A 21,966-nucleotide genomic window follows, 5' to 3' on the forward strand; every position below is an offset into this window, starting at 1 on the left:
GAGAAAGGTTGGAAAGAGTGTCTGTATCTTAACCCACAATTGCTTCGGCGCAACGCGGGCAGACATCCCCCGCCTCGGTGTGGATAAGCTCGTCAACGCGACGCCAGCAGCGCGGGCAGCGCTCGCCCTCGGCTTCGCGGGCTTCGATCTGCAGGGCTTCGGCGGCTTCGTCGGTGCCCAGGAGCACGCGGGAGACGACGAAAAGCTCGGGCAGGCTGCTCTCGTAGCGCTGCAGCACGCTCAGGTCGGCATCCTGGGCGGGGCCCTTCAGCTCGACGGCGGCATCGGTGGACTTACCGATCACCTTGGCGGTGCGGAGCGCTTCGAGGCGTTCGTTGACTTGGTCGCGGATGGTGAGTAAACGCTCGAAATCCTCGGCCAGTTGCGGATTTTTCCACTCCGGCTGGGCTTGAGGGTAGCCTTGCAGGTGCACGGAGCCCTTCGGCAGGCCGATTTCCTCGGTGCCCTGGCTCCAGGCTTCGTCGCAGGTAAAGACGAGCACCGGTGCGAGCAGCTTGGTCAGCGTCACAAAGTGGTGATAGATCACCGTCTGCGCGGAGCGGCGCTCCAGGCCGTCGGCCCGCATCGTGTAGAGGCGGTCCTTCAGGAAGTCGTGGTAGCGCGAGCTGAGCGTGACGACGAAGTAGCGGTTGATGTACTGGTAGCCGCGGTGGAATTCGTAGGAGGCGAAGGCCTTCGTCACGTCTTCGACCAGCGTAGCCAGCTCATGCAGCGCCCAGCGGTCGAGCGGCAGCAGGTCGTCGAGGGCGACCGCGTCTTTGGCAACGTCGAAATCGTAGAGGTTGCCCAGCTGGAAGCGCAGGCTGTTGCGGATCGTGCGGTAGGTGTCGGCCGTGATCTTGACGATTTCCTCGGAGAGGGCGACGTCGTTGCGGTAGTCGGTGCTGGCCACCCAGAGGCGCAGGATGTCGGCCCCATATTTCTCGATCAGGTCGAGCGGGCTGATCACGTTGCCCATGCTCTTGGACATGGCGACGCCCTTACCGTCGAGCACGAAGCCGTGCGTGAGCACTGCCTTGAACGGGGCGGAATCGTGCGCGCCCACGCCCAGCAGCAGCGAGCTTTGGAACCAGCCACGATGCTGGTCGCTGCCTTCGAGGTAGAGGTCGGCCGGGTAGCTCTGGTTGTCGCGCGGCTTGAGCACGGCGGTATGGCTGGCACCGGAGTCGAACCACACGTCGAGAATGTCGAACTCCTTTTCGAAGTCGTTGGCGTCCCAGCCCTCGGGCAGGAAGCTTTCGAGCGGCTCGCTGTACCAGGCGTCGGTGCCCTTGTCGGCCACCAGCGCGATAAACTTGGCGACCACGGCGGCGTCGAGCACGCTGGAGTTGGTCGACTTCTGCCGCAGGGCCGGGATCGGCACGCCCCAGTGGCGCTGACGGCTGATGCACCATTCCGGGCGGCGCTCCACCATGCCGCGGATGCGGTCGCGGCCCCACGCGGGGATCCACTCCACTTCCTCGTCGATGGCCTTCAGGGCGCGGTCGCGGATCTGCGAGCTGAGGTCGACAAACCACTGCTCGGTCGCGCGGAAAATGATCGGCTGCTTGGAGCGCCAGGAGTAGGGGTAGTCGTGCTTGATCTTGCGATAGCCTACGAGCAGGCCCTTTTCGCGCAGCAAGTCGACCACCTTCGGGTTGGCGTCGAAGACGAAGGTGCCCTCCATCGCCGGGTACTCGTTGGTGTAGCAACCCTTGGCATCGACGGGGCAGAAGACCGGCAGCCCGTAGGCGCGGCCGATGATAAAGTCGTCGGCACCGTGGCCGGGGGCGGTATGGACGCAGCCCGTGCCCTGTTCGAGCGTCACGTGCTCGCCAAGCATCACCAGGCTGTCCTTGTCGTCAAAAATCGGGTGCTGGGCGAGCGCACGGTCAAACTCCGTGGCCTTGAATTTGGCGCGCACGGTGGTGTCTTCCAGCTTGCAGGCCTTTTCAAAGGCTTCGCGCAGCCCTTCGGCGATCAGGTAGGTCTGTTCGCCCGCCTGCAGCGCGATGTAGTCAAACTCCGGATGCAGCGAGATGCCGAGGTTGGCCGGCATCGTCCACGGTGTGGTCGTCCAGATGACAAAGCTGGCTTCGGTCACGCCGGCGGCTGCGAGGCTCGGGTATGCGCTGGCGTTCTTCAGCGGCATCGCCACGTAGATCGAGGGCGATTCGTGCTCCTCGTATTCGATCTCGGCTTCGGCGAGGGCGGTGCGGAAAACGGGATCCCACGAGACGGTCTTGAAGCCCTTGTAGATCAGGCTCTTTTGCACGAGGGCTTCGAGCACCTGCAGGATGCCCACCTCGTACTGCGGGTTGGTCGTGAGGTAAGGGTCTTCCCATTGGCCGAGGATGCCCAGGCGCTTGAACTGGTCGCGCTGGGTGTCGACCCACTTCATGGCAAAATTGTGGCACAGCTTGCGCAGCTCCAGCGGCTCCATGTCGTGGATCTTGTCGCCCACCTGCTTGAGCACCTGCTGCTCGATCGGCAGGCCGTGGCAGTCCCAACCGGGCACGTAATCGCAGCGGTGGCCGGCCATGCTCTGGAAGCGCAGGATCAAGTCCTTCAACACCTTGTTGAGCGTGTGGCCCATGTGGATGTTGCCGTTGGCATAGGGCGGGCCGTCGTGCAGGACGAAAGGCGTGTCGCTGGCGTGCTCCGCAATCACCCGCTCATACAGCTTGTCCTGCTCCCAGCGGGAGAGGCGTTCCGGCTCGCGCTGGGCCAGCGAAGCGCGCATCGGGAATGAAGTTTGCGGGAGGTTGAGAGTGTCCTTAAAGTCGGCCATAACAAGGGATCCGGCGCGGGCTGGGGCGCACGAAGCCGCCGAAAATGGGAATCTACACCCAAATGTCAAGCTAAGCCGCGCATTTGGAGCAGATTTAGTATTAGCAGGAGCTGGGCCAAGGGGCAGGTGAACGACCGCCTTAGGGGCGGGAGCAGGCGCAGGCAGCCGCTTGACGCGATGCTCCTTCGTTTTGACATGGGCGGATCGAGGGGCCATATTGGACGCAGAAATTGTGACACGGGGTGCCCGCCAACCGGGCTGAGAATATACCCGTCGAACCTGATTCCGGATCATGCCGGCGAAGGGACTGTCACCGGCAGCGGTCGAGCGCATCGGCGGCACTGGGGCAGCCCGCCTCGCCTCACCCCACCGCCCGCCATGCCGCAACCCACCCCCACCACCGCCGAGCTGATCGACGTCCTCCAGCGCCTGCGCGCCCACCCGCCGCTCGTGCATTGCCTCACGAACGGGGTCGTCAAAAACTTCACCGCCAACGCCTTGCTGGCCCTCGGCGCCGCTCCGGCGATGGTCGAGCATCCGCAGGAGGCCGAGGCCTTTGCGGCGATGGCCGACGCTCTGCTGGTCAATGTCGGCACGTTGGGAGAGGCCGAAGAGGCGCCCATCCGTCGTGCGGTGCCCAGCGCCGTGACCGCGAAAAAGCCGTGGGTGCTCGATCCCGTGGCCGTCGGCCCGCTGGCCGTGCGGACGGCCCTGGCGCGCGATCTGGTGGCGCAGCGCCCGGCGATCATTCGCGGCAACGCTTCGGAGATCATCGCGCTGGCCGGGATGCAGGGCAAAGGCCGTGGCGTCGACAGTGGCGACCCGGCGGAAGCGGCTCTCGATGCGGCCAAGGCGCTCACCGCCCAGAGCGGTGGCGTCGTGCTGGTGACGGGCCCGGTGGATTACGCGACCGATGGCCAAACCGTCTGTGCCTGTCACAACGGCCACCCCCTCCTGACCCGCGTGACGGGTGTCGGTTGCGCGCAAGGTGCCATCGTGGCCGCTTGCACTGCGGTAGCGGAATCGCCTCTGGTGGCGGCGCTCGCGGCGGCGGTGTTCGTCGGCGTGGCCGGGGAAGTTGCCGCCGAGCGGGCGCAGCGCCCCGGTTCATTCCAGATTGCGTTCCTCGATGCGCTGGATGCCCTCGACGCCGACACCCTCAACGCCCGCACCCGCCTCGGATGAAGCCCATCGACTACACCCTCTATCTGGTGACGGACGCGCCCGACCGCTACGCCGCTGGCCTGCTCGAAGGCGTCGAGGCCGCGCTGGAGGGTGGGGTGACGGTCGTGCAATACCGCTCCACCACTGGCACGCGCCGCCAGCTCTACGATACCTGTCTGGCCCTGCGCCAGCTCACGGCCACTTACGGCGTGCCCCTGATCGTCAACGATTACCTCGACCTCGCTCTGGCCGTGGAGGCCGATGGGCTGCACCTGGGCCAGAACGACTTGCCGGTGGCGGTCGCGCGCCGCTTGCTCGGCCCCGACCGCCTGCTCGGCCTCTCCATCACCGCCCCGGAGCAGCTGGACGAGGTGGAGCCTGATCTGGTCGACTACCTCGGCCTCGGTCCGGTCTTCCCCACTGGTTCCAAAGACGACGCCGCTCCGGCGCTCGGCCTCGAAGCCCTGCGCCGCCTTGTCGCGCGCAGCCCGCTGCCGACGGTCGCCATCGGCGGCATCAACACAACCAACGCCCCCGACGTGTTCGCGACCGGCGTGGACGGCCTGGCCGTCGTCTCCGCCCTCTCCTACGCTCAAGACCCCGAAGCCGCCGCCCGCGCACTCCTGGCACTGAAGTAAGGGGAAGAGGCCTTGCATTTTCAGCTCCCCTTAAATAAACTCCAGCCGGTCGAACTTGCGACCGAGCACGGCTTCGGCCTGGTCGCATTGGAACCAGCGGTCGAGCACTGTGGCGTAGACGCTGCGGAAGTCGGTGGAGAAGGTGAGGTCCTGATTCTTCTGCAGATTGAGGTCTGCGGGGGAGCCGAGCAGCGGGGCCTTGATCTGGCTGCCCATGACAAAGAGCGGGGCGGCGGTGCCGTGGTCGGTGCCGTTGCTGTCGTTTTCGCTCGGGCGGCGGCCAAACTCGCTGAAGGTCATCGTCAGCACCTGATCGGAGAGACCCTTGCGGTCGAGGTCTTGCTGAAAGGCCTGCATCGCGCCCGCCAGTTCGCCGAGCAGCCGCGCGTGTTGCTGCGCCTGATTGTTGTGCGTGTCGAAGCCGCCGAGCGAGGCATAGTAGACCCGCGTCTCGATGCCCGCCGAGATCAGCGCGGCAATGCGTTTCAGCGACTGCGCGAGTTGGTTTTGCGGGTAATCGACCTCCGTCTTGTAGCGGCGGAAGACACGCTCGATCTTTTCCTCCGTCACCAGCGCGTCCATCAAGGTCTGGGAAAGGTAGGCGGCGTTGTCTTCGTCCAGCGGCGCCTCGGCCACACTTTTGAGCAGGTCTCGATTCGGCTGGTTGGTGCCGTAACGGCCGGTGGGGCGCGAGCTGAAGATGTGGTGCGTATCCTGGCTGAAGTAGCTCTGCGGCACCTGATCGGTGAAGTGGATTGCCTCGGGGTCGCTCTCGGGGCGGCCATTGCAGGCGTTGTCGAGGTAGCGGCCCAGCCAGCCCGTATATTCCGTCTCGTCGGCGTCGGAAGCCGTTTCCCAGATCTCGGTCGAGCGGAAGTGCGAGCGATTGGGGTTGGGATAGCCGACGTTCTGGATGATGCCCAACTGGCCCTGATCGCGCAGGGCGAGCAGCGGCTGGAGGCTCGGATGCAGGCCCAGGTGGTCGTCGAGCTTCAGCACATCCTTGGGCTTGAGACCGATCGTCGGGCGCAGGCGGTGGTAATGGTCGTCGGCGTAAGGCACGAGGGTATTGAGCCCGTCGTTGCCACCCGCGAGTTGGATGAGCACGAGCACGGTGCGGTCTTTTTCCGCGCCGGGCAGCTTGGCGGCAGCGGCCTGGGTGAGAAAGGCGGGGGCGAACTGCGAAAAGGCGATCAGCCCGAGCCCCTTCACGCCCGCATCGAGGAATTCGCGACGGGTGCAGGGGCAGATGGCGTGGGCGTTGTTCATACGAAAAGGGGGCTAAAGGTTAGCACAACTGATACTGCGGCCCCTGCAGCAGCGTGATCGCGAGCTGCCGGATGCGTTCGCCGCGGCCCGGTTTTTCGCCCGGCTGCTGGAGATAGGCGAGCAGGCTGCGCCGTTGCGGGGCGGGCAGGGGCTGGCCGTAAAGGCGCTCGACCAGGTGATCCAGCACGGCCTCGTCCTTGAGCTTCAGCAGTGGCTGGAGCCGTTCGCGGGTCAGTTTCAGCTCGCTCCGACCGGCCGCACGGGCCTCTTCGAGGCGGCGAAGGTCGTCGGCGTTCATCTTCTCTTCGTCGAGCGGAGAGAAGACCCACTGCACGGCTTGCCGACGCGCCGCGAGGGTGCTGGCGTTGATCCAGTTGCGTCCATAAACCCAGCCCCGCACGTTGGGCGGCATGAAGAAGGCCTGCCCCATGCCGCGCAGGCTGCGGTGGACGATTTCGGGGAAAGGCGGCACGTCCAGCTCCAGATCGGTCAACAGGCCGAGGTAGAACTGCAGGGGGCTCTTGATGTAGTTGCCGCGAAATTGGTGTGCGTAAAACAACTGGCTGCCGAAAAACGTGTCCGCCAGCGTGCGGAGGTTGAAGCCCGACTCGCGCCAGATCTCGCCCAGCGCCTGCAGGTGGGCTTCCGGCAGCGGATGGTCGGCATCGAGGTAGTAGGCGGCAAGCTGGCCGGGCAGGAAGGTGGCGGCGGCAGGCTGTTGCAGTGCGAGGTCGATCACCGCATCGCCGTCGAAGTGGCCCGTTTGCCCAAAGATCGTCTTTTCGCCCTCGTCGTGCTGTCGGCGGGCAAAGGTGAAGGTGCCGTCGCGGCGCACCCGATAGCCGGTAAAGGCGCGGGCGGCCTCCTTGATGTCGTGCTCGGTGTAGTGGCCTTCACCGAGCATGAAGAGCTCGAACAACTCGCGGGCGAAATTCTCGTTGGGCGCGTCTTTCTTGCTGCCGTTCAGGTCGAGGTAGCGCACCATCGCAGCCGAGCGCGAGACGGCCTTGCACAGGTCGCCAAACGATCCCGTCGCCCGTTGGCGCAACAACTCCTGGTAGGCGTAGAGCACCAGCGGGTCCTGCACCTTGGGCGAGCCCACCACAAACACGTCTTGCAGGAAGAGCACCCACTTCTCGTAGGGCTGGCGCTCGAAAGGCCGCGCAAACTGGAGCCAGTCGACCTCGTAGAGGAAGAAGACTTCGCGCCCGTCGCGCCGGAGTTCGCGCTGCGCCATGCGCTTTTCGCGCGGCTCCAGTTCATCGAGCCCCTCGTAGGTCTCCTGCGCACTCACCCGCAATTCGGGGAACGACTCAGGCTCGGGCATCGAAAGCGCGGTTCCCAAATAGCGCTTGAGCGTGGCGGGGAGGCCAGTCTGCACGGCATGGCGGACGGCCTCGGGTGGGGCGGCAAAGCCCAGGCGACGCAGCAGGTGGGCTGCGTTGGCTTCATTCCACTGGGATTCGGGCAAAGGCGCCCAAGCCTCGGCGGGAGTGAAGGCTCGGATTTCCGAATCACTCATGGCCAGTAAGAGGAGGTTACTCCGCCATTAAACCCCCGCCAATCGGGACGGTTGCGCGGCAGTGGGCAGGTAGATTCCTCTGTCTATGCCGGAGTGGCACACCCTTCGGGGTGCATTTGGGGGGTAGACATTTCCTGCAGTGTCGGTTCGCTTTGCGAACCTCAACTGCAGGCTAAGGGATGGCATCCCTTCAGGATGCTGGATCATCCTGCAAGCCAGCGGCTTGCCAGATCTTAGCCCGGGGTTGAGGTCAGCCTTGGCGGACCGACACCCCGGGTATTCCCGGATCGGAGAACGCACCCCGGAGTGGGTGCCACTACTGCGAAGGCCTGAACCACCGCCGGCGCAGCCAGAAGGCGGCGCTCACGAGGCCGATCATTACCGGCACCTCCACCAGCGGGCCGATCACGGCGGCAAAGGCAGCCCCCGAGTTGAGCCCGAAAACGGCGACGGCCACCGCGATCGCCAGCTCGAAGTTGTTGCTCGCTGCGGTAAAGGACAGCGTGGTGCTCTGGCGATAGTCCGCCCCGGCCAGCTTGCCCATGCCAAAGCTGACGAAGAACATGAGCAGGAAGTAGAGCGTGAGCGGCACCGCGATCAGCAGCACATCGCCCGGCAGCGCGAGGATACGGTCGCCCTTGAGGCTGAACATCACCACAATCGTGAAGAGCAGCGCGACGAGCGTCAGGGGGGCGATGCGGGGGAGGAAACGCTGCTCATACCACATGCGGCCCTTCAGGCGCAGCCCGATCCAGCGGGTCGCCATGCCGCCAAAAAACGGGATACCCAGGTAGATCAGCACGCTTTGCGCAACCTCGCCCATGGTGATGTCGACCACGCTGCCCTGCAGGCCAAAAAACGGTGGCAGAACGCTGAGGAAGAACCACGCGTAGACGCTGAAAAACACGATCTGGAACACGCTGTTGAAGGCGACCAGCGCGGCGGCGTATTCGTTGTCGCCCTCCGCCAGCTCGTTCCACACCAGCACCATCGCGATGCAGCGGGCGAGGCCGATCAGGATGACGCCGGTCAAATACTCCGGGTGGTCGCGCAGGAAGAGCACCGCGAGCCCAAACATCAGCGCAGGGCCGATAATCCAGTTTTGCAGCAGCGAAAGACCGAGAATCCGGCGGTTGCGCAACACGCGGGGCAGCTCCTCGTAGCGCACCTTGGCCAGCGGCGGGTAAAGCATCAGGATCAGGCCGACTGCGATGGGCACGTTGGTGGTGCCGATAGAGAGAGCGTCGATGGCGTCCGCCACTCCGGGCCAGATGACGCCAATCGCCACCCCGACCGCCATCGCGGCGAAGATCCAGACGGTCAGGAAACGGTCGAGCCAGCCGAGCGAGCGGCGGCAAGGGGCACAGGCTGCGGCGTCGCTCATCGGGCCTCCTGGGCTTGACGATAACCGGCGGCAAAAGCCTCGAAAGTCAGGCGGATGCGGTCGCGCACATCGCGGAAGACCGCCAGCACCTCCTCTTCGCTGCCCGTAGCATGCGCAGGGTCTTCAAAACCCCAGTGGTAGCGCCGCACCTGCCCCGGGAAGACCGGGCACACGTCGTTGGCGTTGCCGCAGACGGTGATCACGGTGTCGATCTCGCGGTCGAGGAAGGTGTCGAGGTGCTTCGATGTATGGCCGCTCAAGTCGATGCCGATCTCGGCCATCACCTTGACGGCAAACGGATGCACGTAGCCTGCCGGTTTGGAGCCGGCGCTGTGCACCTCGAAGAGATCGCTCGCCGCATGGCGAAGGATGCCTTCCGCCAGATGGCTGCGACACGAGTTGCCCGTGCAGAGGATCAAAACGCGAGGACGCTGCATGTCCTCGGTTCTGGTCGCTCACGCTATATAATGCAAGGGGAATATTCCGGTGATGGAATATTCAATCGAGCACCTCCTAAAAGGCCATCGGCTGGCCGTCTGGGCCGACGTAGAGGGCTTGCGGCGCGGGCCCGGTCAACAGCTTGATGATGTTGGAGGCGGCGTCTTCGGGGGTGATGGGAGCCTTTTGCCCGCCCATGTCGCTGCTGAACCAGCCCGGGTGCATCGCGAAGACGCGCACGCCCGTGTCCTTGAGGTGCTCGTGGAGGATCATGGTGGCGCGGTTCAGGGCCGCCTTGCTCATGCAATAGCCGTATTCGGAGCTGCGCCAGTTATCCGCGCACGAGCCGGCTTCGCTGCTGATGTTGACGACCCGCGGCTCGCGACCCTTGCGCACCAGGGAGAGGGCGTATTTCAGCACCCGCAGGGGGCCGACGGCGTTGATGTCGAATGCCTCCAGGTAGCGGCTGAAGTCGGCATCCTCCAGCGGCACGCGCTCCGGGTCGGGGTGGATGGCGGCGTTGTTCACAATCAGTTCCAGCCCGTCGACCCGCTCGGCCACCTGCGCCACCGCTCGCTTGACCGAGTCCTCGTCGCGCACATCCGCCTCGTAGAGGAAGAGGTGGTCCGGAAACTGCGCCTGCTGGTCCTTCAACGAATCGCTGGCACTGCGGTTGAGCGCGTGCACTTCATAGCCCTGCGTGAGGAGCTGGTGCACGATGGCGAGGCCAAGGCCACGGTTGCCCCCGGTAACGAGGGCACGGAAGACGGGTTCGGAGCGGGTCATGCCGCTTAGATACGGGCGGTCGGCTGAGAGGTCAAAGCGTGAGGCATCTTCCGGCATAAAAATCTATCCGGCCAATCTGCGTTTCATCTGCGGCTAAATAGCTCTTCCGCTCCTCCCGGGTTGATGGACAAACTTGTCTTTTCGGCGGGGTCGTTGCAGTTTCTCCCCATGTCGTTTGATTTCGAGACGTGTAGCGACCGGACTGGCACCGGGAGCCTGAAGTGGGACAAGTATCGCGGGCGCGATGTGCTGCCGTTCTGGGTGGCCGATATGGATTTCGTGTCGCCGCCGCCGGTGCTGGAAGCCCTTCGGGCCCGCGTCGACCATGGTATCTTTGGCTACACCTTGCCCAACGACGAGGTGGTGGAAGCCGTGCTCAGCTACCTGCAGCGCGTGCATGGCGTGAAGGCCGAGAAGGAGTGGCTGGTGTGGATGCCGGGCCTGGTGCCTGCGCTCAACGTCTCGGCGGCCGCCTTTGCCGAGCAGGGCGACGAGATCCTGACTTGCACGCCCGTTTACCCGCCCTTCCTCAGTGCCCCCGTCTGGCGCGACCGCACGCTCAAGACGGTCGACCTGAAGCTGGAGGATGGCCGCTATACCTTCGATTGGGAAAAGCTGGAGGCCGCCGTCACCCCGCAGACCAAGATCTTCATCCTCTGCAACCCGCACAACCCGGTGGGCCGCGTCTACACGCAAGAGGAGCTGGAGCGCCTGGCCGACTTCTGCGAGCGGCATAAGCTCGTGCTGCTGTCCGACGAGATTCACTGCGACCTGATCCTCGAGCCCGGCGCGAAGCACCTCCCGATGCTCAACGTCAGCGAGTCGATCGCCAGCCGCACGGTGGCGATGTATGCGCCCAGCAAGACTTACAACCTGCCGGGCCTCGCCTGCGCCTTCCTCGTCATCCCCGATACCAAGGTACGGGCGGCTTACCGCCTCTGCGCGCGCGGCCTCATCACCGAAGTCAATTCGTTTGGCTACACCGGCTGCGCCGCCGCCTACAACCACGGCGAGCCTTGGCGACAGGAGCTGATTGGCGTGCTGCGCGCCAACCGCGACCGTCTTTATGCCTTTGTGCGCGAGCACTTGCCCCAGGTGGTGATGCAACCAATGGAGGCCACCTACCTCGCCTGGCTCGACGTGCGCGCGCTGGGTCTCGACAACCCCGTCGCCCACTTCGAGCAGCACGGCATCGGCCTCAGCAACGGCGGCGACTTCCACGCGCCGGGCTTCCTGCGCTTCAACTTCGGCTGCCCGCCCGCCATGATGGAAAAGGGCCTCGAACGCCTCAAGGCCGCCTACGACGCCGCGGTGGCGCAGGCGGTGTAAGATAGATTCAGCCGCAGATCGACGCAGATTTTCTCAGATGATGATTTGTTTTATCTGCGTTTCATCTGCGTGAAACTGCGGCTAAAAGCCATTTCTCAATGGCAGGCGTGGGCTTCTTCCTTCGCGCTTGCCTTGGCCTTGGGCAACAGGCGTTGCAGCCAGGGCCAGACGAGCAGGGCGATGAGGCCGGCGCCGAGCACGTGTTGCCACCAGGCCGCCTGCATCTCCATCGGGTGCACATGGCCGATCACGTTCCAGTGTCCGAGGTCGACCAGCAGGGCCGCAATCCAGGCGGTAACGGTCAGCGAGGCGATGTAAAGTACGGTGGAGCGGGCCCCGATGATCTTTCGTAGCGCCACCATGGTTGCCACGCTGGTCGCCGGGCCTACCACGAGGAAGATCAGCGCCGCACCAGGCGAGAGACCTGCCGCCAGCAGGGCCACTGCGATGGGGATCGAGCCGATGGCACAGACGTAGAGCGGCAGGCCGATGACGGTAGCGGCAACGTATTCGATCCAGCCGCTGCCGATGTAGTCCTGCAGCGCGCCGCTTGGCAAAAGCTGGGTCAGCACGCCTGCGAGCACGAAGCCCAGCAGGAGCGAGCGCGAGAGGTCGCGCGGCAGCGTCTCGAATCCGAAACGCAGGCCCTCCGCCAGCTTCGACGGTGCGTGATGAGCGTGCTCCGCGCCATGGGAGCTGCAGCAAGAGCTTTCTGCGGCCTTGTGGCTGGAGCAGCACGATGCCTCCTCGACAGGCGCTTCGTGGCTGCAGCAGGAGGTGACGGCAGGTTGAGTCTTGGAGCTGCAGCAGCTCGACTCGGGTTGGGCGATGGCCTCCACGGGCTGGCTGGCGCAGCAGGTGTGCGCCTCCTTGGCCTTGCTGGAAGAACAGCAGCTATGCGCTTCCTCCGGCTCGTCTTCGCAGGCGCAGGCGGCTTCTTCGCCCTTGCAGCCGCAACCGCAACCGCAACCAGCGTCGATGTCCTTGGGTGCCACGTCGTCGGCCTGGCCAAAGCGGTCGACCATCACCCCGGTGACGACGCCGCTGACCGCTGCCACGCCGATGCGCACCAGGGCGAAGGGCCAACTGATCATGCCGGCAGTGGCGAGGATGCTGTCGACCCCGGTGTGCGGGGTGGAGGCGGTAAAGGCCGCCGTCGCCCCTGCGCTGCCGCCCTGCCGCCGAATGCCTGCCGCGACGGGGATCACGCCGCAGGAGCAGAGGGGGAGGGGGACGCCGAGCAGGGTGGCCTTGACGGTCTGCCAAAAGCCGCGCTTGCCCAGGTGCTCGCGCACCCAGCTCTCCTTCACAACCGCGTGGAGCAGGGCCGCAATGCCAAAGCCCAGCCAGAGGTAAGGGGCCATCTCGGCCACAAGAGCCCAGACGCCGCGCAAAAGTTCACTCACCCAGTTCATGAGGGCCAGCTTACACCCTCTACCTTACTACAGGGTCAAGCGTGCAGTGGAGCTTTTTTGTATTTCCACTCAAGGTGCGGGCGATAGGGCATTCGCTGGCCGAGCCTTCGCCCGGGCAGGCTTCGAGCAGGCGCTGCAGGGCCGTGCGCAGCCTCTGGAGGTCGTCGATCTTCTCTTCGATGTGGTGCAGCTTTTCCGTCACGAGGTGGTGGTAGTCTCCCGCATCGCTCTCGTCGTCCTGACGCAGCTCCAGCAGCTCGGCGATCTCTTTCAGCGAAAAGCCCAGGGCCTTGGAGCGCTGGATAAAGGCCACGCGGTCGACCGCCTCGGGCGCATAGGCGCGGTAGCCGTTGCTGAGGCGGATCGGCTCGGGCAGCAGGCTCTCGCGCTCGTAAAAGCGGAGCGTCTCCACCGTCACGCCGGTCTCCTTCGCCAGTTGGCCGATGGTCATGCGTTGCATGGTGGCAAGGTAAGCCGCCGAACCGGCCATCGCAAGCCGCGTGTACACGGTGAGGGGGAGACCGTTGGAACGATCTCCCCCTTTTGCGCTCAGGTTTATAAGGGTAAGAGAGGGCGGTGTGGAACCGTGTTGAAAGCCCTATTGGCTGTCGGCCGCTCTCTCCACCTGGGCCAGGTAATCGGCCACGTATCCCAGCGGCTTGATGTCCTGTGCCTGGCGCAAATAGCGGGAGGCGGCGCCGAACTCCTTCTGGCCCACCTTGATGCGGGCGAGGGAGAGCAGGGCCGGGTGGCGGAATTCTTCCAGCTTGGCGGCTTGTTCCGCATAGTAGGTGGCCTTTACGGCATCGCCCGCCTGTTGGTAGTAGTCGATGAGCGAGAGGAGTGCGCGCCCGTTCATGGGGTCGCGCGAGACTACGTTTTCGAGCAATTCGGCGGCCTTCTCGTTCTGGTTGTTACCCAGCGCGACCTTGGCTTCGAGGTTGAGCACTTCCAGCTCTTCAGCTTCGGTCATCTTGCTACCGGCCGGCGAGGCGCGGAACTTCGAGATGATCTCGGCCACTTCGTCGAAGCGCTCGTGCGAGGCGAGGTTGTAGCCCACGCGCAAGACGCGGTCGGTCTTGACTTCGCCGGAGGTGAGCGCGTCGCCGTAGGCCTCGGTGCCTTGCTGGATCAGGCCCTGGTTGATGTAGATGTCGCCCAGGAGCATGAGGGTGGCCGGCTTGGCTTTGCCCAGCTGGCGCACGATCTCTAGGTTGGCGGCGGCGAGCTCTGGCTTTTGCAGGTCGAGGAATTCGTTGGCCTGCAGCATCCACCATTCGGCGTTCTCGGGCTCCTTCTCGATGAACTCGTAGAGCATGGCGATGGTCTCTTCATGCTCGTTGAGGGCTTCGAGACACTTCATCTTGCCCAGCTTCCAGTCTTTGCTGGAGGGCTGGAGCATGATGGCCATGCGGTAGGAGTCGAGCGCGGTGGTGTACTCGCCCTGGTTCATGTAGCAGTAGCCCAGCAGGCCGTAGAGCGAGCCGTCGCCCGGCTTCAGCTCCATCGCCTTTTGGAGGTGCTTGAGCGCTTCGGACCAGTTGTTCTGGCTCACGTAGCTGCGGCCGATGTTGACGTAGGCGCGGTAAAAGTTCGGGAACTTCTTGATCGCCTGCTGATAGGCCGGGATGGCCTTCGCCATGTCCTGCTCCTGGTAATACAGGTTGCCCAGGATGAAGTCGAAGGCGGCGCTGGACTCTGGCTTGATGCCGCGTTGCAGGGCCGCGATGGCCCCGCGGGCGTTGTTGGACTGGATGAGCGGCGTGATCTCTTCGAAGAGAGTCTTCTCGTCGAGGCTGATCTCGGGGTTCACTGAGGTGTCGACCCCGTAGCTGCCGAGGAAGCGTTCCCGGAATTCCGGGTTGGACCAGCTGTTCTCGGAGAGGGGGAAGAGTTGCCCATGCACGCTGCCCACGGATACGAGGGCGAGCGCCAGGGTGCTGAACGTGCGAAAGTGCTTGAACATGTGTCTGTTGAATTACCAGTTGATGACAATCGGGATGCCGTAGCGGGCGCTCACGGCGCGGCCGTCTTTCATGGGCTTGGTGAAGCGCATGCGGCTCACGTAGTTGATGATCGATTCCTCGACGCCGGACGGGCTCACCTCGTGGAACTTGGTGAAGTTGACCGAGCCGTCGGGGTTGATCACGATCTCAACGATCGCCTTGATCGGGATGCGCTGCTGGCGGATCCGAGGCGGAGCGTCAAACTGCTCGTTGGTCAGCGCGCGCGGCTTTTCGTCGAGCTCGCTGATGTCGAAGAGCTGGATGTCCTGGATCGTGTCGGCGCTGCTCACCTGGTTAACCTCCCCGAGGCCGAAGTCTCCGGCCAAGGCACCACCCACACCGGGGTTGATCGCCATGGAGAGCTGGCTGAGGGAGAGGTTCATGGGGGGCGGCTGCATCTGCGGCGGCGGCTCTTCCACCACCTCGTTGACCGGGGGCGGAGGCTCCGGCGGGGGTGGGGGAGGGGGCGGCAGCGACACGTTGAACTCGCGGACGGTTACCTGCTCCGGCGGGCCACCGGTGATCGATTGCACGAGGGGCACCAGGACGAGCATGGCGGCCACCCCGAAGATCGCGAAGACCACGCCCCCGGGGGTTGATTTGGACACCTTGGGCGCCTGGTAGCCGCGCCACGAAAACGAAGAGTTTGGCATGTTGTGCGGTGGTCGGCCCGCCCGCGGAGAGGCCTTGGGGGCCGGTGCGGTCGTGGTACCCATGGCTTAGATCTCGTCGGTTGAGATGCTGATGTCTTCCGCCCCGGCGAGCTTGAGCTCGTCGAGCACACGGACGGTGAGGTCGGTGGGCACGGCCTTGTCGACCTGCATGATCACGGGCATCTTCTCGTTGGTGAGCAGGTTCTTGACGACGGAGCGGACGCCGGTGAGGCCGACTTCCTTGCCGCCGTAGACGACTTGCCCCTTGTCGGTAATTGCGATCAGGATGCTGTTCTTCTGCAGGTCGCTGGCGGAGGCCGCCTGCGGTTTGTCGACCTCGACGCCCGTCTCTTCGACGAACACGGTGGTGACGATAAAGAAGATCAGGAGGATGAACACCATGTCGATGAGGGGCGACATGTTGATCTCGTCGCTTTCGGATTCACCCTCGGTAATGGAACGACGGTATTTCATGGGAATGTGCTAAGCTGCGGGTTGAGACTTTTCCCTGTTGCGGCGCTCGAACTTGATGGCCGTCAGGATTTCCAGCTGCGTGAAGAAGTGGTCGAGCTCGGCAAGCTGCTTCTTGATGTAGCTGACGAGGACGTAGCCGGGGATGGCGAAGACCAGACCGGTCTGCGTGGTGATAAGGGCCTCGGAGATGCCGCCCGCCACCATGTCGATCGTGTTGCCGGCCCCGGAGGACACGGAGAGACCGAGGAAGGTGGAGAGCATGCCCATCACCGTGCCGAGCAAGCCCGTGAGGGGCGCGGCGTTGATGAGCATGGTGGCGAATACGAGGCGGCGCTGGATGGGCGGGATGGAGGCCTGGCGGATTTCCGCGACGCGCAGACGCACGTCGGCGGCGCTCTGGCAGCCCTCCTGGCTGTAGCGAATCACTTCGCCCACCTTGCCCTTGGCCTCGTCTGGACGGTCGACCCAGTGGCCGTATTCGTTCGGGTCGAGCTTGAAGTAGCTGTTGGCCAGCAGGTGGAGGAACAGCTCGCCCAGCACCAGGTAGATCATCAGGCCGAGGATCGCGAGGGGGATCATCAGGGAGCCCCCTGCCATCCAGATCTCGATCACCTGGTCGACTAGTTCTTGGAATGAGAACGACATGGCGTGCCGGGTGGTGGAGGGCTTAGGCTACGGTAGCCTTCTTGTCGGTGCGCAGCGCCTTCACCCCGTTGCCGAAGCTGATCGCCATGTTCTCCATCGTGCTGAGGTAGCCCTTGGCGTAGCGGGAGAGCAGTGCGTAGAAGAGCACGGCCGGGATGGCCACGATCAAGCCGAATTCGGTGGTGATGAGCGCTTCGGAGATACCGCCGGAGAGGCTCTTCGCGTCGCCCGTGCCGAAGATCTTGATCATGTTGAAGGTGTTGATCATCCCCGTAACGGTGCCCAGAAGGCCCAGCAGGGGGGAGACGGCCGCCGTGACGGAGATGAAGGGCAGCAGGCGCATGACCTTGGGCTGCGTCTCCACGATGGTCTCGTAGAGCATCTCTTCGAGCAGCTCCGGATCGCGATGGTAGTTCTTCACGCCGGTTTGCAGCAGCTTGCCGGGAGGCCCTTGCACGCTGTTGGCGATGCGGTTGGCTTCCTCCGTCTTGCCATCGTGCAGGGCGGCGAGGATTTCGTAGGTAAGGGTAGGCTTTGGCTTGGGCAGCGAGAAGAGCTCGAAGCTCTTGAAGAGCGCCACGATCAGCGAGAGCACCGCAAAGCCGATGATCGGCCATACCCACACGCCGCCCTTCTTTACGTGGTCGAGCAGCGATTCCTTGGTCGAAGCCACGGCGGCAGCGTTGCCGAGGGTGGCGTCGGTCGGCAGCAGGCCCGCGCCGCTGGAGGCGACGGAAGCGATCTGGCCGTCGAACGCGCCCTTGCCGACGGCGAGCACCGTGGGCTGGTCGGACTGGCCGCGAGCGGCCTCACCGGCGATGGCGCCATCGCTGCTGGCAAAGAACGTCAGCGGGCCGTAGAGCACGAACGTGCCGTCGACCAGCGTGCCATTAGGGGCGACGGCTTGGCCTTGGATGCGGGTGCCGCCAAGCAGCTTTTCCACGCGGTCGATGCCGGCGCCGACGGTGTCGAGCTGGGCGCCGATCTTGTCGACCGAGGTAAAGGACGGGTTTTCCATCGCGGCGAGCGAGGCGTCGAAGAGCGGCTGGTAGCCGGGGACTTCGGCGGCGTCGGCGCGCGTTTCGAGCGAGCGGGAATACTCGGCCGTGAGGTTGGCCAGGTAGTCCATCTCTTCGCGGCGGGTCTGGACGTTTTGCTCCAGGCTGGCCACATCGGTGCGGCTATTGTCGCGCAGGCGCTGGACGCGGTCGGCCTCGCGGCGGATGGTCTTCAATTCGTCGAGCAGCGCCTGGCGTTCGCGGGCCAGAGGCAGCTTTTCGTCCTTGATCTGCGTTTGCAGCTCGGCGAGTTGGCCGAGGGAGGACTCGAGTTTGGTTTCGGCCTTCTCGTGGGCTTGCTGCCACGCCGAGGACTGCCCGAAGGCAGTCCCCGAGAGGCAGACCAAACCAAGGACCAAACCAGAAATGGTGTTACGGGACATCTTCATGGGAGACGGGCGATTAGTCGATGATTTCGTAGGGCACGCTGACGTAGGAGGCCTCGACCGAGCGGTCGTAGACGGCCACCAGCTGCTTGATCGCATCAGCGGATTCGGGCGCGGCGGTAAAGACCCAGCCATCGGTGCTGGGCTTGCCAACGCCCACGTAAGTGCCTTCGGGATCGGTGAAGAACGCGCCACCGAGGCCGAAGTAGAGGGTGGTGACTTCGGCGGTGGAGCCGTCGTCCAGCTCCTGGATGTCCGTCTCCTTGGTCACGACGCCGTTGAACTTGTCGATCTCGTTGAGGATCGCGACGACGTTCTGGGTGCGGATGGAGAGGGAGACCTCGGTCTCCTCATCCGTCGGGATACGGCCCAGGGGCGTCTTGATCATGCGCTGGAGCGGCTTGGGCAAGCGAGGTGCGAGCGCCAGCAGCTCCTTTTCGTAGGTGGAAATGGAGGCGGCGATATCCTTGGAGGTAGCCTGGAGCTTGTCCTTGGCTTCGAGGAGTTCGGCACGCTTCTTGTCGGCTTCACCCGCGGAGGCCTCGGCATCTTCGATGATGCTCTGGAGCGAGCTTTTCTCTTCCTTCAGCGCCTGGATCGAGTCTTGCATGATCTCCTTTTCGAGATCCCACTCGTTCCGTTCATCGACGATGCGCTTTTCGGTCGAGACCCACTCCTGGATCAGTTCCTGGGTGACTTTTGCGTTTTCCTGCGCCTGGAGGGGGGTGGCGAGTGCCGCCACGGCCAGCCAAGGCAGCCATTGGTGAGTTGCTTTTTCCATATCTGCTTCAAACGGTTCCGGTAAATTGAACAAGGGGGAGGGCCCGCCTTTTTGCAGGTGGCGCTCTACCTTGGCCAGTGGGGCCGGGTTTCGATAGGGGAGGGGAGTGGGGACTGGCCCCACTCCACCTCCGTGATCGCAGCGTGCTTCCCGATGATGAAAGAAGCTAAAGCGGTTGGCTTAGACGGAGGTCTTTAGAATGTGACCTCGGCAACGAAGTAGACGTTGCGGCCGCGGTCGGCCATGACTTCGCCGTCGGTGCTGTTGTAGGAGGTCGCATACCAGGCTTCCTCGTCGAACAGGTTGTCGGCATTGACGGAGAGCTTCAGGCCGCTGAACTTGCTGTCGGCCGGGGCAGCCCAGGAGATGCCGGAGTTGACGAGCACGTAGCTGGGGATCTCCTGCGTGTTGAGCGTGTTGATGTAGACGTCGTCGTAGTACTTGCCGCCCAGGCTGAGGGTGAAGTCGCCAATGCGGTAGGTGCCCTCGAGGTTGACGGTGAGGAACGGCGTGTTGCCCATGTCCTTGCCCGAGCTGTTTTCATAGCGCTCGTACTGGTTTTGCTCGGGGGAGCTCGGGTCGTAGTTCGGGTCGGTGGGCGGCAAGACCGCTACAAAGCGCGGGTTGGGCAGCGTGTAGTAGTTGTCGTTGTCTTCCGCATCGTTCGTCAGGCCGTCGTAGAGGTCTTCGGCAAACTCGGTTTGTTGCACCGCGATCGAGCCGACGAACTTCAGGCCTTCGATCGGTGTGCGCCAGTCGAAGCCGATTTCCGCCCCGATGGACTCCAGGCCACCCACGTTGCGGTAGGTCGTCTGGCCGGTGGTGAAGGACGAGTCGCCTGCCGGGGCCGGCACGGCCAGGACGCGGTCGTCATACTCGATGTAGTAGACGGCGAACGAGGTCTGGATGCTGCCACCGGAGTAGCGCACGCCCAAGTCGTAGTTCTTGGCATACTCGGGGGAGAGGCCGGAATTGAAGCCGCTCGCGTCGGCCAGCGTGCCGTGGTCGGGCGCCGACATGTTTTCCGAGTAGTTGCCGAAGAGCTCGATGCGGTCGGTCAGCTCAAAGGTTGCGCCAATTTGCGGCAGGAAGTTGTCCTTGTAGACCACCGAGCGAAACTCGGTCGTGTTCTCGCGCCACATTTGGTTGGAGAGGATACCGTCGATCTCGCGGTCGACCTTCAGCATCTTGAAGCCGCCGGTGATGGTCAGGCGCTCGTCCAGGAGACGTTGCGTGTCCTGGAAGAAAGCCATCATGTGCTTGCTGGTGAAGCGGCGGTTGTAGTTGTTGAAGAGCGGCTGATCGTAGGCAAACCAGTTGGTGACACCGCCGCCGACGAGGTTGAAGTTCGGGCGGTTGGCGCCGTGACGGTCATGCTCATACCAGCCACCAACCACGAAGGTATTCGTTTCGGTGATATCCCATTCGAGGGAGGTCGTGATGCCGTAGCGGTGCCCGCCGAAGTCTTCATCGCGGCCAGTGCGCCCAGGGACGCCCGGGGTGATGTCGGTGGGCGTCGAGCCAGGAGCAACGACTGCGTGGCCCGAGCTGAAGTTACGCGCTTCGACGAAGGTCTCACCTGGTTGAGGGGTCGCGGTGGTGTAGATGCCCTCGGGGCCCATCGCGCGGTAGAGGATTCGGCCTTGGTTGTCGAGGACTTGGGGGATCACGCTGCCGTCCATGCGGAGGGGCTCTCCAGCGGCGTTGTAGAGCATCACGGGCCACATATCGGTGCGGGGGCGCTCGCTCAGGGTGGCATACTCATACGCCGTGCGGATTTCACCCTCGGCGGCGGAGCGATCGACGCCCCAGGTGCCGTAGTTGTTCTTCTCCTGGTAGTAGGCGTTGCCGGAGATCTTGATCGATTCGGTGATCTCGAGCTCGCCCACCAGGCGGGTAAATTGGTCGATCCGGCCGTTGCGCCACTTGTCGTAGTAGATGGCGTTTACGCCGTCGCCGGGCCCGAGGTCGGGGTCGATGTAGGTGGGGGGGCCGTATTCGCGAGCGCTGTCGCTATAGTTGCCCATATCCCAGCGATCCGGCGTCCACGGGGTGCCCGTGTTGGTGGTCGTGCCAAAAGTTTCACGTTCGCCGTCCGCGTTGATACGGCTATCGCGGTAGATGGGCTGACCGTCCGCCGTGGTGTAGGTCATGAACGGCGAGTATTCGCGGTAGCCATGAGCGGCGAGGACGTGCAACCAGGTGGCAGCTTCGCTGGCGTTGATGTTGTAGTCGCCGGGGTTGCCGTTTTCGAGGGCATTCCACTCGGCGTAGCTCAGGGCGGCGGTGTCGTAGTCGTCGCGGTCGTTGTAGGCGAACTGGGCGCTGATGAAGCCCTTCTCGAACTCATAGCGCGTCACGACATCCATGTGCCGGCGCAGAGAGTCGGCCGGGATCCCGGCGCTGCGGAAGGAAAAGTCGGAAGCGCTGACGTAGGCGGTGAGGCCCGGCAGGATCTCGCCGGTGTCGACCCGGGCGAAGACGCGCTCGGCGTTGAAGTCGCCACGGGTATACTTGATCATCACCTCCGGCTCGGCGGAAGGCATGCGCACGCGGTACTTGATGGAACCACCGAGGGCCTCATAGGCGGGCGTGGTCAAGTCGCCAGCACCTTGGGAGACGTCGATGCCACCGATGTTTTCGGTGTCGACCACACGGGTGGCGCGAGTGCCATAGCGCGGGTCGTTCGAGCCCATCGGCACGCCGTCTACGGTAACGGCGACCTGGTCGAGACGGAAGGAACGCAGACGCACATCCGAGCCGAATTCGTAGAAGCCAAACGGGTCGGTCGTGGTGACATTCACACCGGGGAGGACGTCGATGGACTTTTCCAGCGACAGGCCGGGCAGCGAGGCCTCCAGGTCTTCCAGGTTCAGCGAGTTGCTGGCGCGAGTTTCACCGCGGCCGATAGCGGTGAAGGTATCCAGCATTTCCAACTCCTGGGCGTGGGCCAGGGTGCCAGCGCTCAACATAAGGCCGAGGGTACTGGCAACAGCTAGACGTGAGCAGAAACCGGTGCGGCGCGGCGCGCTTTGAGAACCGGCATGAGCAGAGCTAACGGCCCCTGGGACGGGGGCTTCCAGTTTTAAGTGGGACATCTTTTTGATTGGTGTTTGGTTAGCTACGGAGATCGAAGCTGTTCCCGGAAGTTGCAGAAGGTGTGCCAAACCCTACTGGTGAGTAGCCTCTGATCAGTTTTCGCCGTGAAGGCGGTTATCATGGTGTTT

General features: G+C 63.9%; 18 protein-coding genes and 1 riboswitch. Of the genes, 3 read left to right on the plus strand and 15 right to left on the minus strand.

Annotated features, from left to right (window positions below):
• Nucleotides 1-28: 28 nt before the first annotated feature.
• Nucleotides 29-2,791 carry an isoleucine--tRNA ligase gene (gene ileS, locus Q7P63_13855; protein MDP0501174.1) on the minus strand — a complete coding sequence of 921 codons (2,763 nt, stop codon included), beginning with the start codon at nucleotides 2,789-2,791 and terminating at the stop codon, nucleotides 29-31.
• Between the two features lie 228 nt (nucleotides 2,792-3,019).
• Nucleotides 3,020-3,116: riboswitch (TPP riboswitch) on the plus strand.
• A gap of 53 nt (nucleotides 3,117-3,169) precedes the next feature.
• Between ileS and thiM the strand changes: the two genes are divergently transcribed.
• Both thiM and thiE read left to right on the plus strand, forming a co-directional pair.
• Nucleotides 3,170-3,976 carry a hydroxyethylthiazole kinase gene (gene thiM / locus Q7P63_13860; protein ID MDP0501175.1) on the plus strand — a complete coding sequence of 269 codons (807 nt, stop codon included), beginning with the start codon at nucleotides 3,170-3,172 and terminating at the stop codon, nucleotides 3,974-3,976.
• Nucleotides 3,973-4,593, plus strand: coding sequence for a thiamine phosphate synthase (thiE, locus tag Q7P63_13865; protein ID MDP0501176.1), 621 nt, complete (start codon nucleotides 3,973-3,975; stop codon nucleotides 4,591-4,593). Before thiM ends, thiE begins: the two co-directional genes overlap by 4 nt.
• 30 nt (nucleotides 4,594-4,623) lie before the next feature.
• Here the strand turns inward: thiE and Q7P63_13870 are convergent, their stop codons facing one another.
• The 5 genes from Q7P63_13870 to Q7P63_13890 form a co-directional block, all read right to left on the minus strand.
• The gene (locus tag Q7P63_13870; GenBank protein MDP0501177.1) at nucleotides 4,624-5,862 is read right to left on the minus strand and encodes a DUF1501 domain-containing protein; all 1,239 of its coding nucleotides are present in this window, start codon (nucleotides 5,860-5,862) and stop codon (nucleotides 4,624-4,626) included.
• Between the two features lie 19 nt (nucleotides 5,863-5,881).
• Complete coding sequence (locus Q7P63_13875; protein ID MDP0501178.1) at nucleotides 5,882-7,384, minus strand: DUF1800 domain-containing protein; 1,503 nt, start codon at nucleotides 7,382-7,384, stop codon at nucleotides 5,882-5,884.
• A gap of 316 nt (nucleotides 7,385-7,700) precedes the next feature.
• Entirely contained in the window at nucleotides 7,701-8,768 is a 1,068-nt protein-coding gene (arsB, locus tag Q7P63_13880; GenBank protein MDP0501179.1) for an ACR3 family arsenite efflux transporter, read from the minus strand.
• The gene (locus Q7P63_13885; protein ID MDP0501180.1) at nucleotides 8,765-9,205 is read right to left on the minus strand and encodes an arsenate reductase ArsC; all 441 of its coding nucleotides are present in this window, start codon (nucleotides 9,203-9,205) and stop codon (nucleotides 8,765-8,767) included. The genes arsB and Q7P63_13885 overlap by 4 nt, the downstream gene beginning before the upstream one ends.
• A gap of 76 nt (nucleotides 9,206-9,281) precedes the next feature.
• Nucleotides 9,282-9,992 (minus strand): SDR family NAD(P)-dependent oxidoreductase, encoded by a 711-nt coding sequence (locus tag Q7P63_13890; GenBank protein MDP0501181.1) that lies wholly within the window; start codon nucleotides 9,990-9,992, stop codon nucleotides 9,282-9,284.
• 123 nt (nucleotides 9,993-10,115) lie between these two features.
• Here Q7P63_13890 and Q7P63_13895 point away from each other — a divergent pair, with 123 nt between their 5' ends.
• On the plus strand, nucleotides 10,116-11,321 hold the full coding sequence (locus tag Q7P63_13895) for a PatB family C-S lyase (GenBank protein MDP0501182.1): 1,206 nt from the start codon (nucleotides 10,116-10,118) through the stop codon (nucleotides 11,319-11,321).
• A 95-nt stretch (nucleotides 11,322-11,416) separates the two neighbouring features.
• Here the strand turns inward: Q7P63_13895 and Q7P63_13900 are convergent, their stop codons facing one another.
• From Q7P63_13900 to Q7P63_13940, 9 genes are all read right to left on the minus strand, one after another.
• On the minus strand, nucleotides 11,417-12,736 hold the full coding sequence (locus tag Q7P63_13900; protein MDP0501183.1) for an SO_0444 family Cu/Zn efflux transporter: 1,320 nt from the start codon (nucleotides 12,734-12,736) through the stop codon (nucleotides 11,417-11,419).
• A 19-nt stretch (nucleotides 12,737-12,755) separates the two neighbouring features.
• Nucleotides 12,756-13,196, minus strand: coding sequence for a heavy metal-responsive transcriptional regulator (locus tag Q7P63_13905; GenBank protein ID MDP0501184.1), 441 nt, complete (start codon nucleotides 13,194-13,196; stop codon nucleotides 12,756-12,758).
• A gap of 138 nt (nucleotides 13,197-13,334) precedes the next feature.
• Entirely contained in the window at nucleotides 13,335-14,702 is a 1,368-nt protein-coding gene (locus tag Q7P63_13910) for a tetratricopeptide repeat protein (GenBank protein MDP0501185.1), read from the minus strand.
• Nucleotides 14,703-14,714: 12 nt separating this feature from the next.
• Nucleotides 14,715-15,395 (minus strand): energy transducer TonB, encoded by a 681-nt coding sequence (locus tag Q7P63_13915; GenBank protein MDP0501186.1) that lies wholly within the window; start codon nucleotides 15,393-15,395, stop codon nucleotides 14,715-14,717.
• A 66-nt stretch (nucleotides 15,396-15,461) separates the two neighbouring features.
• Nucleotides 15,462-15,869, minus strand: coding sequence for a biopolymer transporter ExbD (locus tag Q7P63_13920; GenBank protein MDP0501187.1), 408 nt, complete (start codon nucleotides 15,867-15,869; stop codon nucleotides 15,462-15,464).
• A gap of 9 nt (nucleotides 15,870-15,878) precedes the next feature.
• Nucleotides 15,879-16,514, minus strand: a complete 636-nt coding sequence (locus Q7P63_13925) for a MotA/TolQ/ExbB proton channel family protein (protein MDP0501188.1) — start codon at nucleotides 16,512-16,514, stop codon at nucleotides 15,879-15,881.
• A gap of 22 nt (nucleotides 16,515-16,536) precedes the next feature.
• Nucleotides 16,537-17,961: a MotA/TolQ/ExbB proton channel family protein gene (locus Q7P63_13930; GenBank protein MDP0501189.1), complete on the minus strand. Its 1,425-nt coding sequence runs from the start codon at nucleotides 17,959-17,961 to the stop codon at nucleotides 16,537-16,539.
• A 13-nt stretch (nucleotides 17,962-17,974) separates the two neighbouring features.
• Nucleotides 17,975-18,739, minus strand: a complete 765-nt coding sequence (locus tag Q7P63_13935; GenBank protein MDP0501190.1) for a DUF3450 family protein — start codon at nucleotides 18,737-18,739, stop codon at nucleotides 17,975-17,977.
• Between the two features lie 194 nt (nucleotides 18,740-18,933).
• Nucleotides 18,934-21,711 carry a TonB-dependent receptor gene (locus Q7P63_13940; GenBank protein MDP0501191.1) on the minus strand — a complete coding sequence of 926 codons (2,778 nt, stop codon included), beginning with the start codon at nucleotides 21,709-21,711 and terminating at the stop codon, nucleotides 18,934-18,936.
• Nucleotides 21,712-21,966 lie beyond the last annotated feature (255 nt).

The organism is Verrucomicrobiota bacterium JB022 (assembly GCA_030673845.1).
Lineage (GTDB): Bacteria > Verrucomicrobiota > Verrucomicrobiia > Opitutales > Oceanipulchritudinaceae > WOUP01.

Coding starts and splice junctions, on each gene's coding strand:
- Q7P63_13885 (MDP0501180.1), bottom strand. CDS start 9,205: ATGCAGCGTCCTCGCGTTTTGATCCTCTGCACGGGCAACTCGTGTCGC.
- thiE (MDP0501176.1), top strand. CDS start 3,973: ATGAAGCCCATCGACTACACCCTCTATCTGGTGACGGACGCGCCCGAC.
- Q7P63_13900 (MDP0501183.1), bottom strand. CDS start 12,736: ATGAACTGGGTGAGTGAACTTTTGCGCGGCGTCTGGGCTCTTGTGGCC.
- Q7P63_13905 (MDP0501184.1), bottom strand. CDS start 13,196: ATGCAACGCATGACCATCGGCCAACTGGCGAAGGAGACCGGCGTGACG.
- thiM (MDP0501175.1), top strand. CDS start 3,170: ATGCCGCAACCCACCCCCACCACCGCCGAGCTGATCGACGTCCTCCAG.
- Q7P63_13915 (MDP0501186.1), bottom strand. CDS start 15,395: ATGCCAAACTCTTCGTTTTCGTGGCGCGGCTACCAGGCGCCCAAGGTG.
- Q7P63_13920 (MDP0501187.1), bottom strand. CDS start 15,869: ATGAAATACCGTCGTTCCATTACCGAGGGTGAATCCGAAAGCGACGAG.
- Q7P63_13910 (MDP0501185.1), bottom strand. CDS start 14,702: ATGTTCAAGCACTTTCGCACGTTCAGCACCCTGGCGCTCGCCCTCGTA.
- arsB (MDP0501179.1), bottom strand. CDS start 8,768: ATGAGCGACGCCGCAGCCTGTGCCCCTTGCCGCCGCTCGCTCGGCTGG.
- Q7P63_13935 (MDP0501190.1), bottom strand. CDS start 18,739: ATGGAAAAAGCAACTCACCAATGGCTGCCTTGGCTGGCCGTGGCGGCA.
- Q7P63_13930 (MDP0501189.1), bottom strand. CDS start 17,961: ATGAAGATGTCCCGTAACACCATTTCTGGTTTGGTCCTTGGTTTGGTC.
- Q7P63_13895 (MDP0501182.1), top strand. CDS start 10,116: ATGGACAAACTTGTCTTTTCGGCGGGGTCGTTGCAGTTTCTCCCCATG.
- Q7P63_13890 (MDP0501181.1), bottom strand. CDS start 9,992: ATGACCCGCTCCGAACCCGTCTTCCGTGCCCTCGTTACCGGGGGCAAC.
- ileS (MDP0501174.1), bottom strand. CDS start 2,791: ATGGCCGACTTTAAGGACACTCTCAACCTCCCGCAAACTTCATTCCCG.
- Q7P63_13875 (MDP0501178.1), bottom strand. CDS start 7,384: ATGAGTGATTCGGAAATCCGAGCCTTCACTCCCGCCGAGGCTTGGGCG.
- Q7P63_13870 (MDP0501177.1), bottom strand. CDS start 5,862: ATGAACAACGCCCACGCCATCTGCCCCTGCACCCGTCGCGAATTCCTC.
- Q7P63_13925 (MDP0501188.1), bottom strand. CDS start 16,514: ATGTCGTTCTCATTCCAAGAACTAGTCGACCAGGTGATCGAGATCTGG.
- Q7P63_13940 (MDP0501191.1), bottom strand. CDS start 21,711: ATGTTGAGCGCTGGCACCCTGGCCCACGCCCAGGAGTTGGAAATGCTG.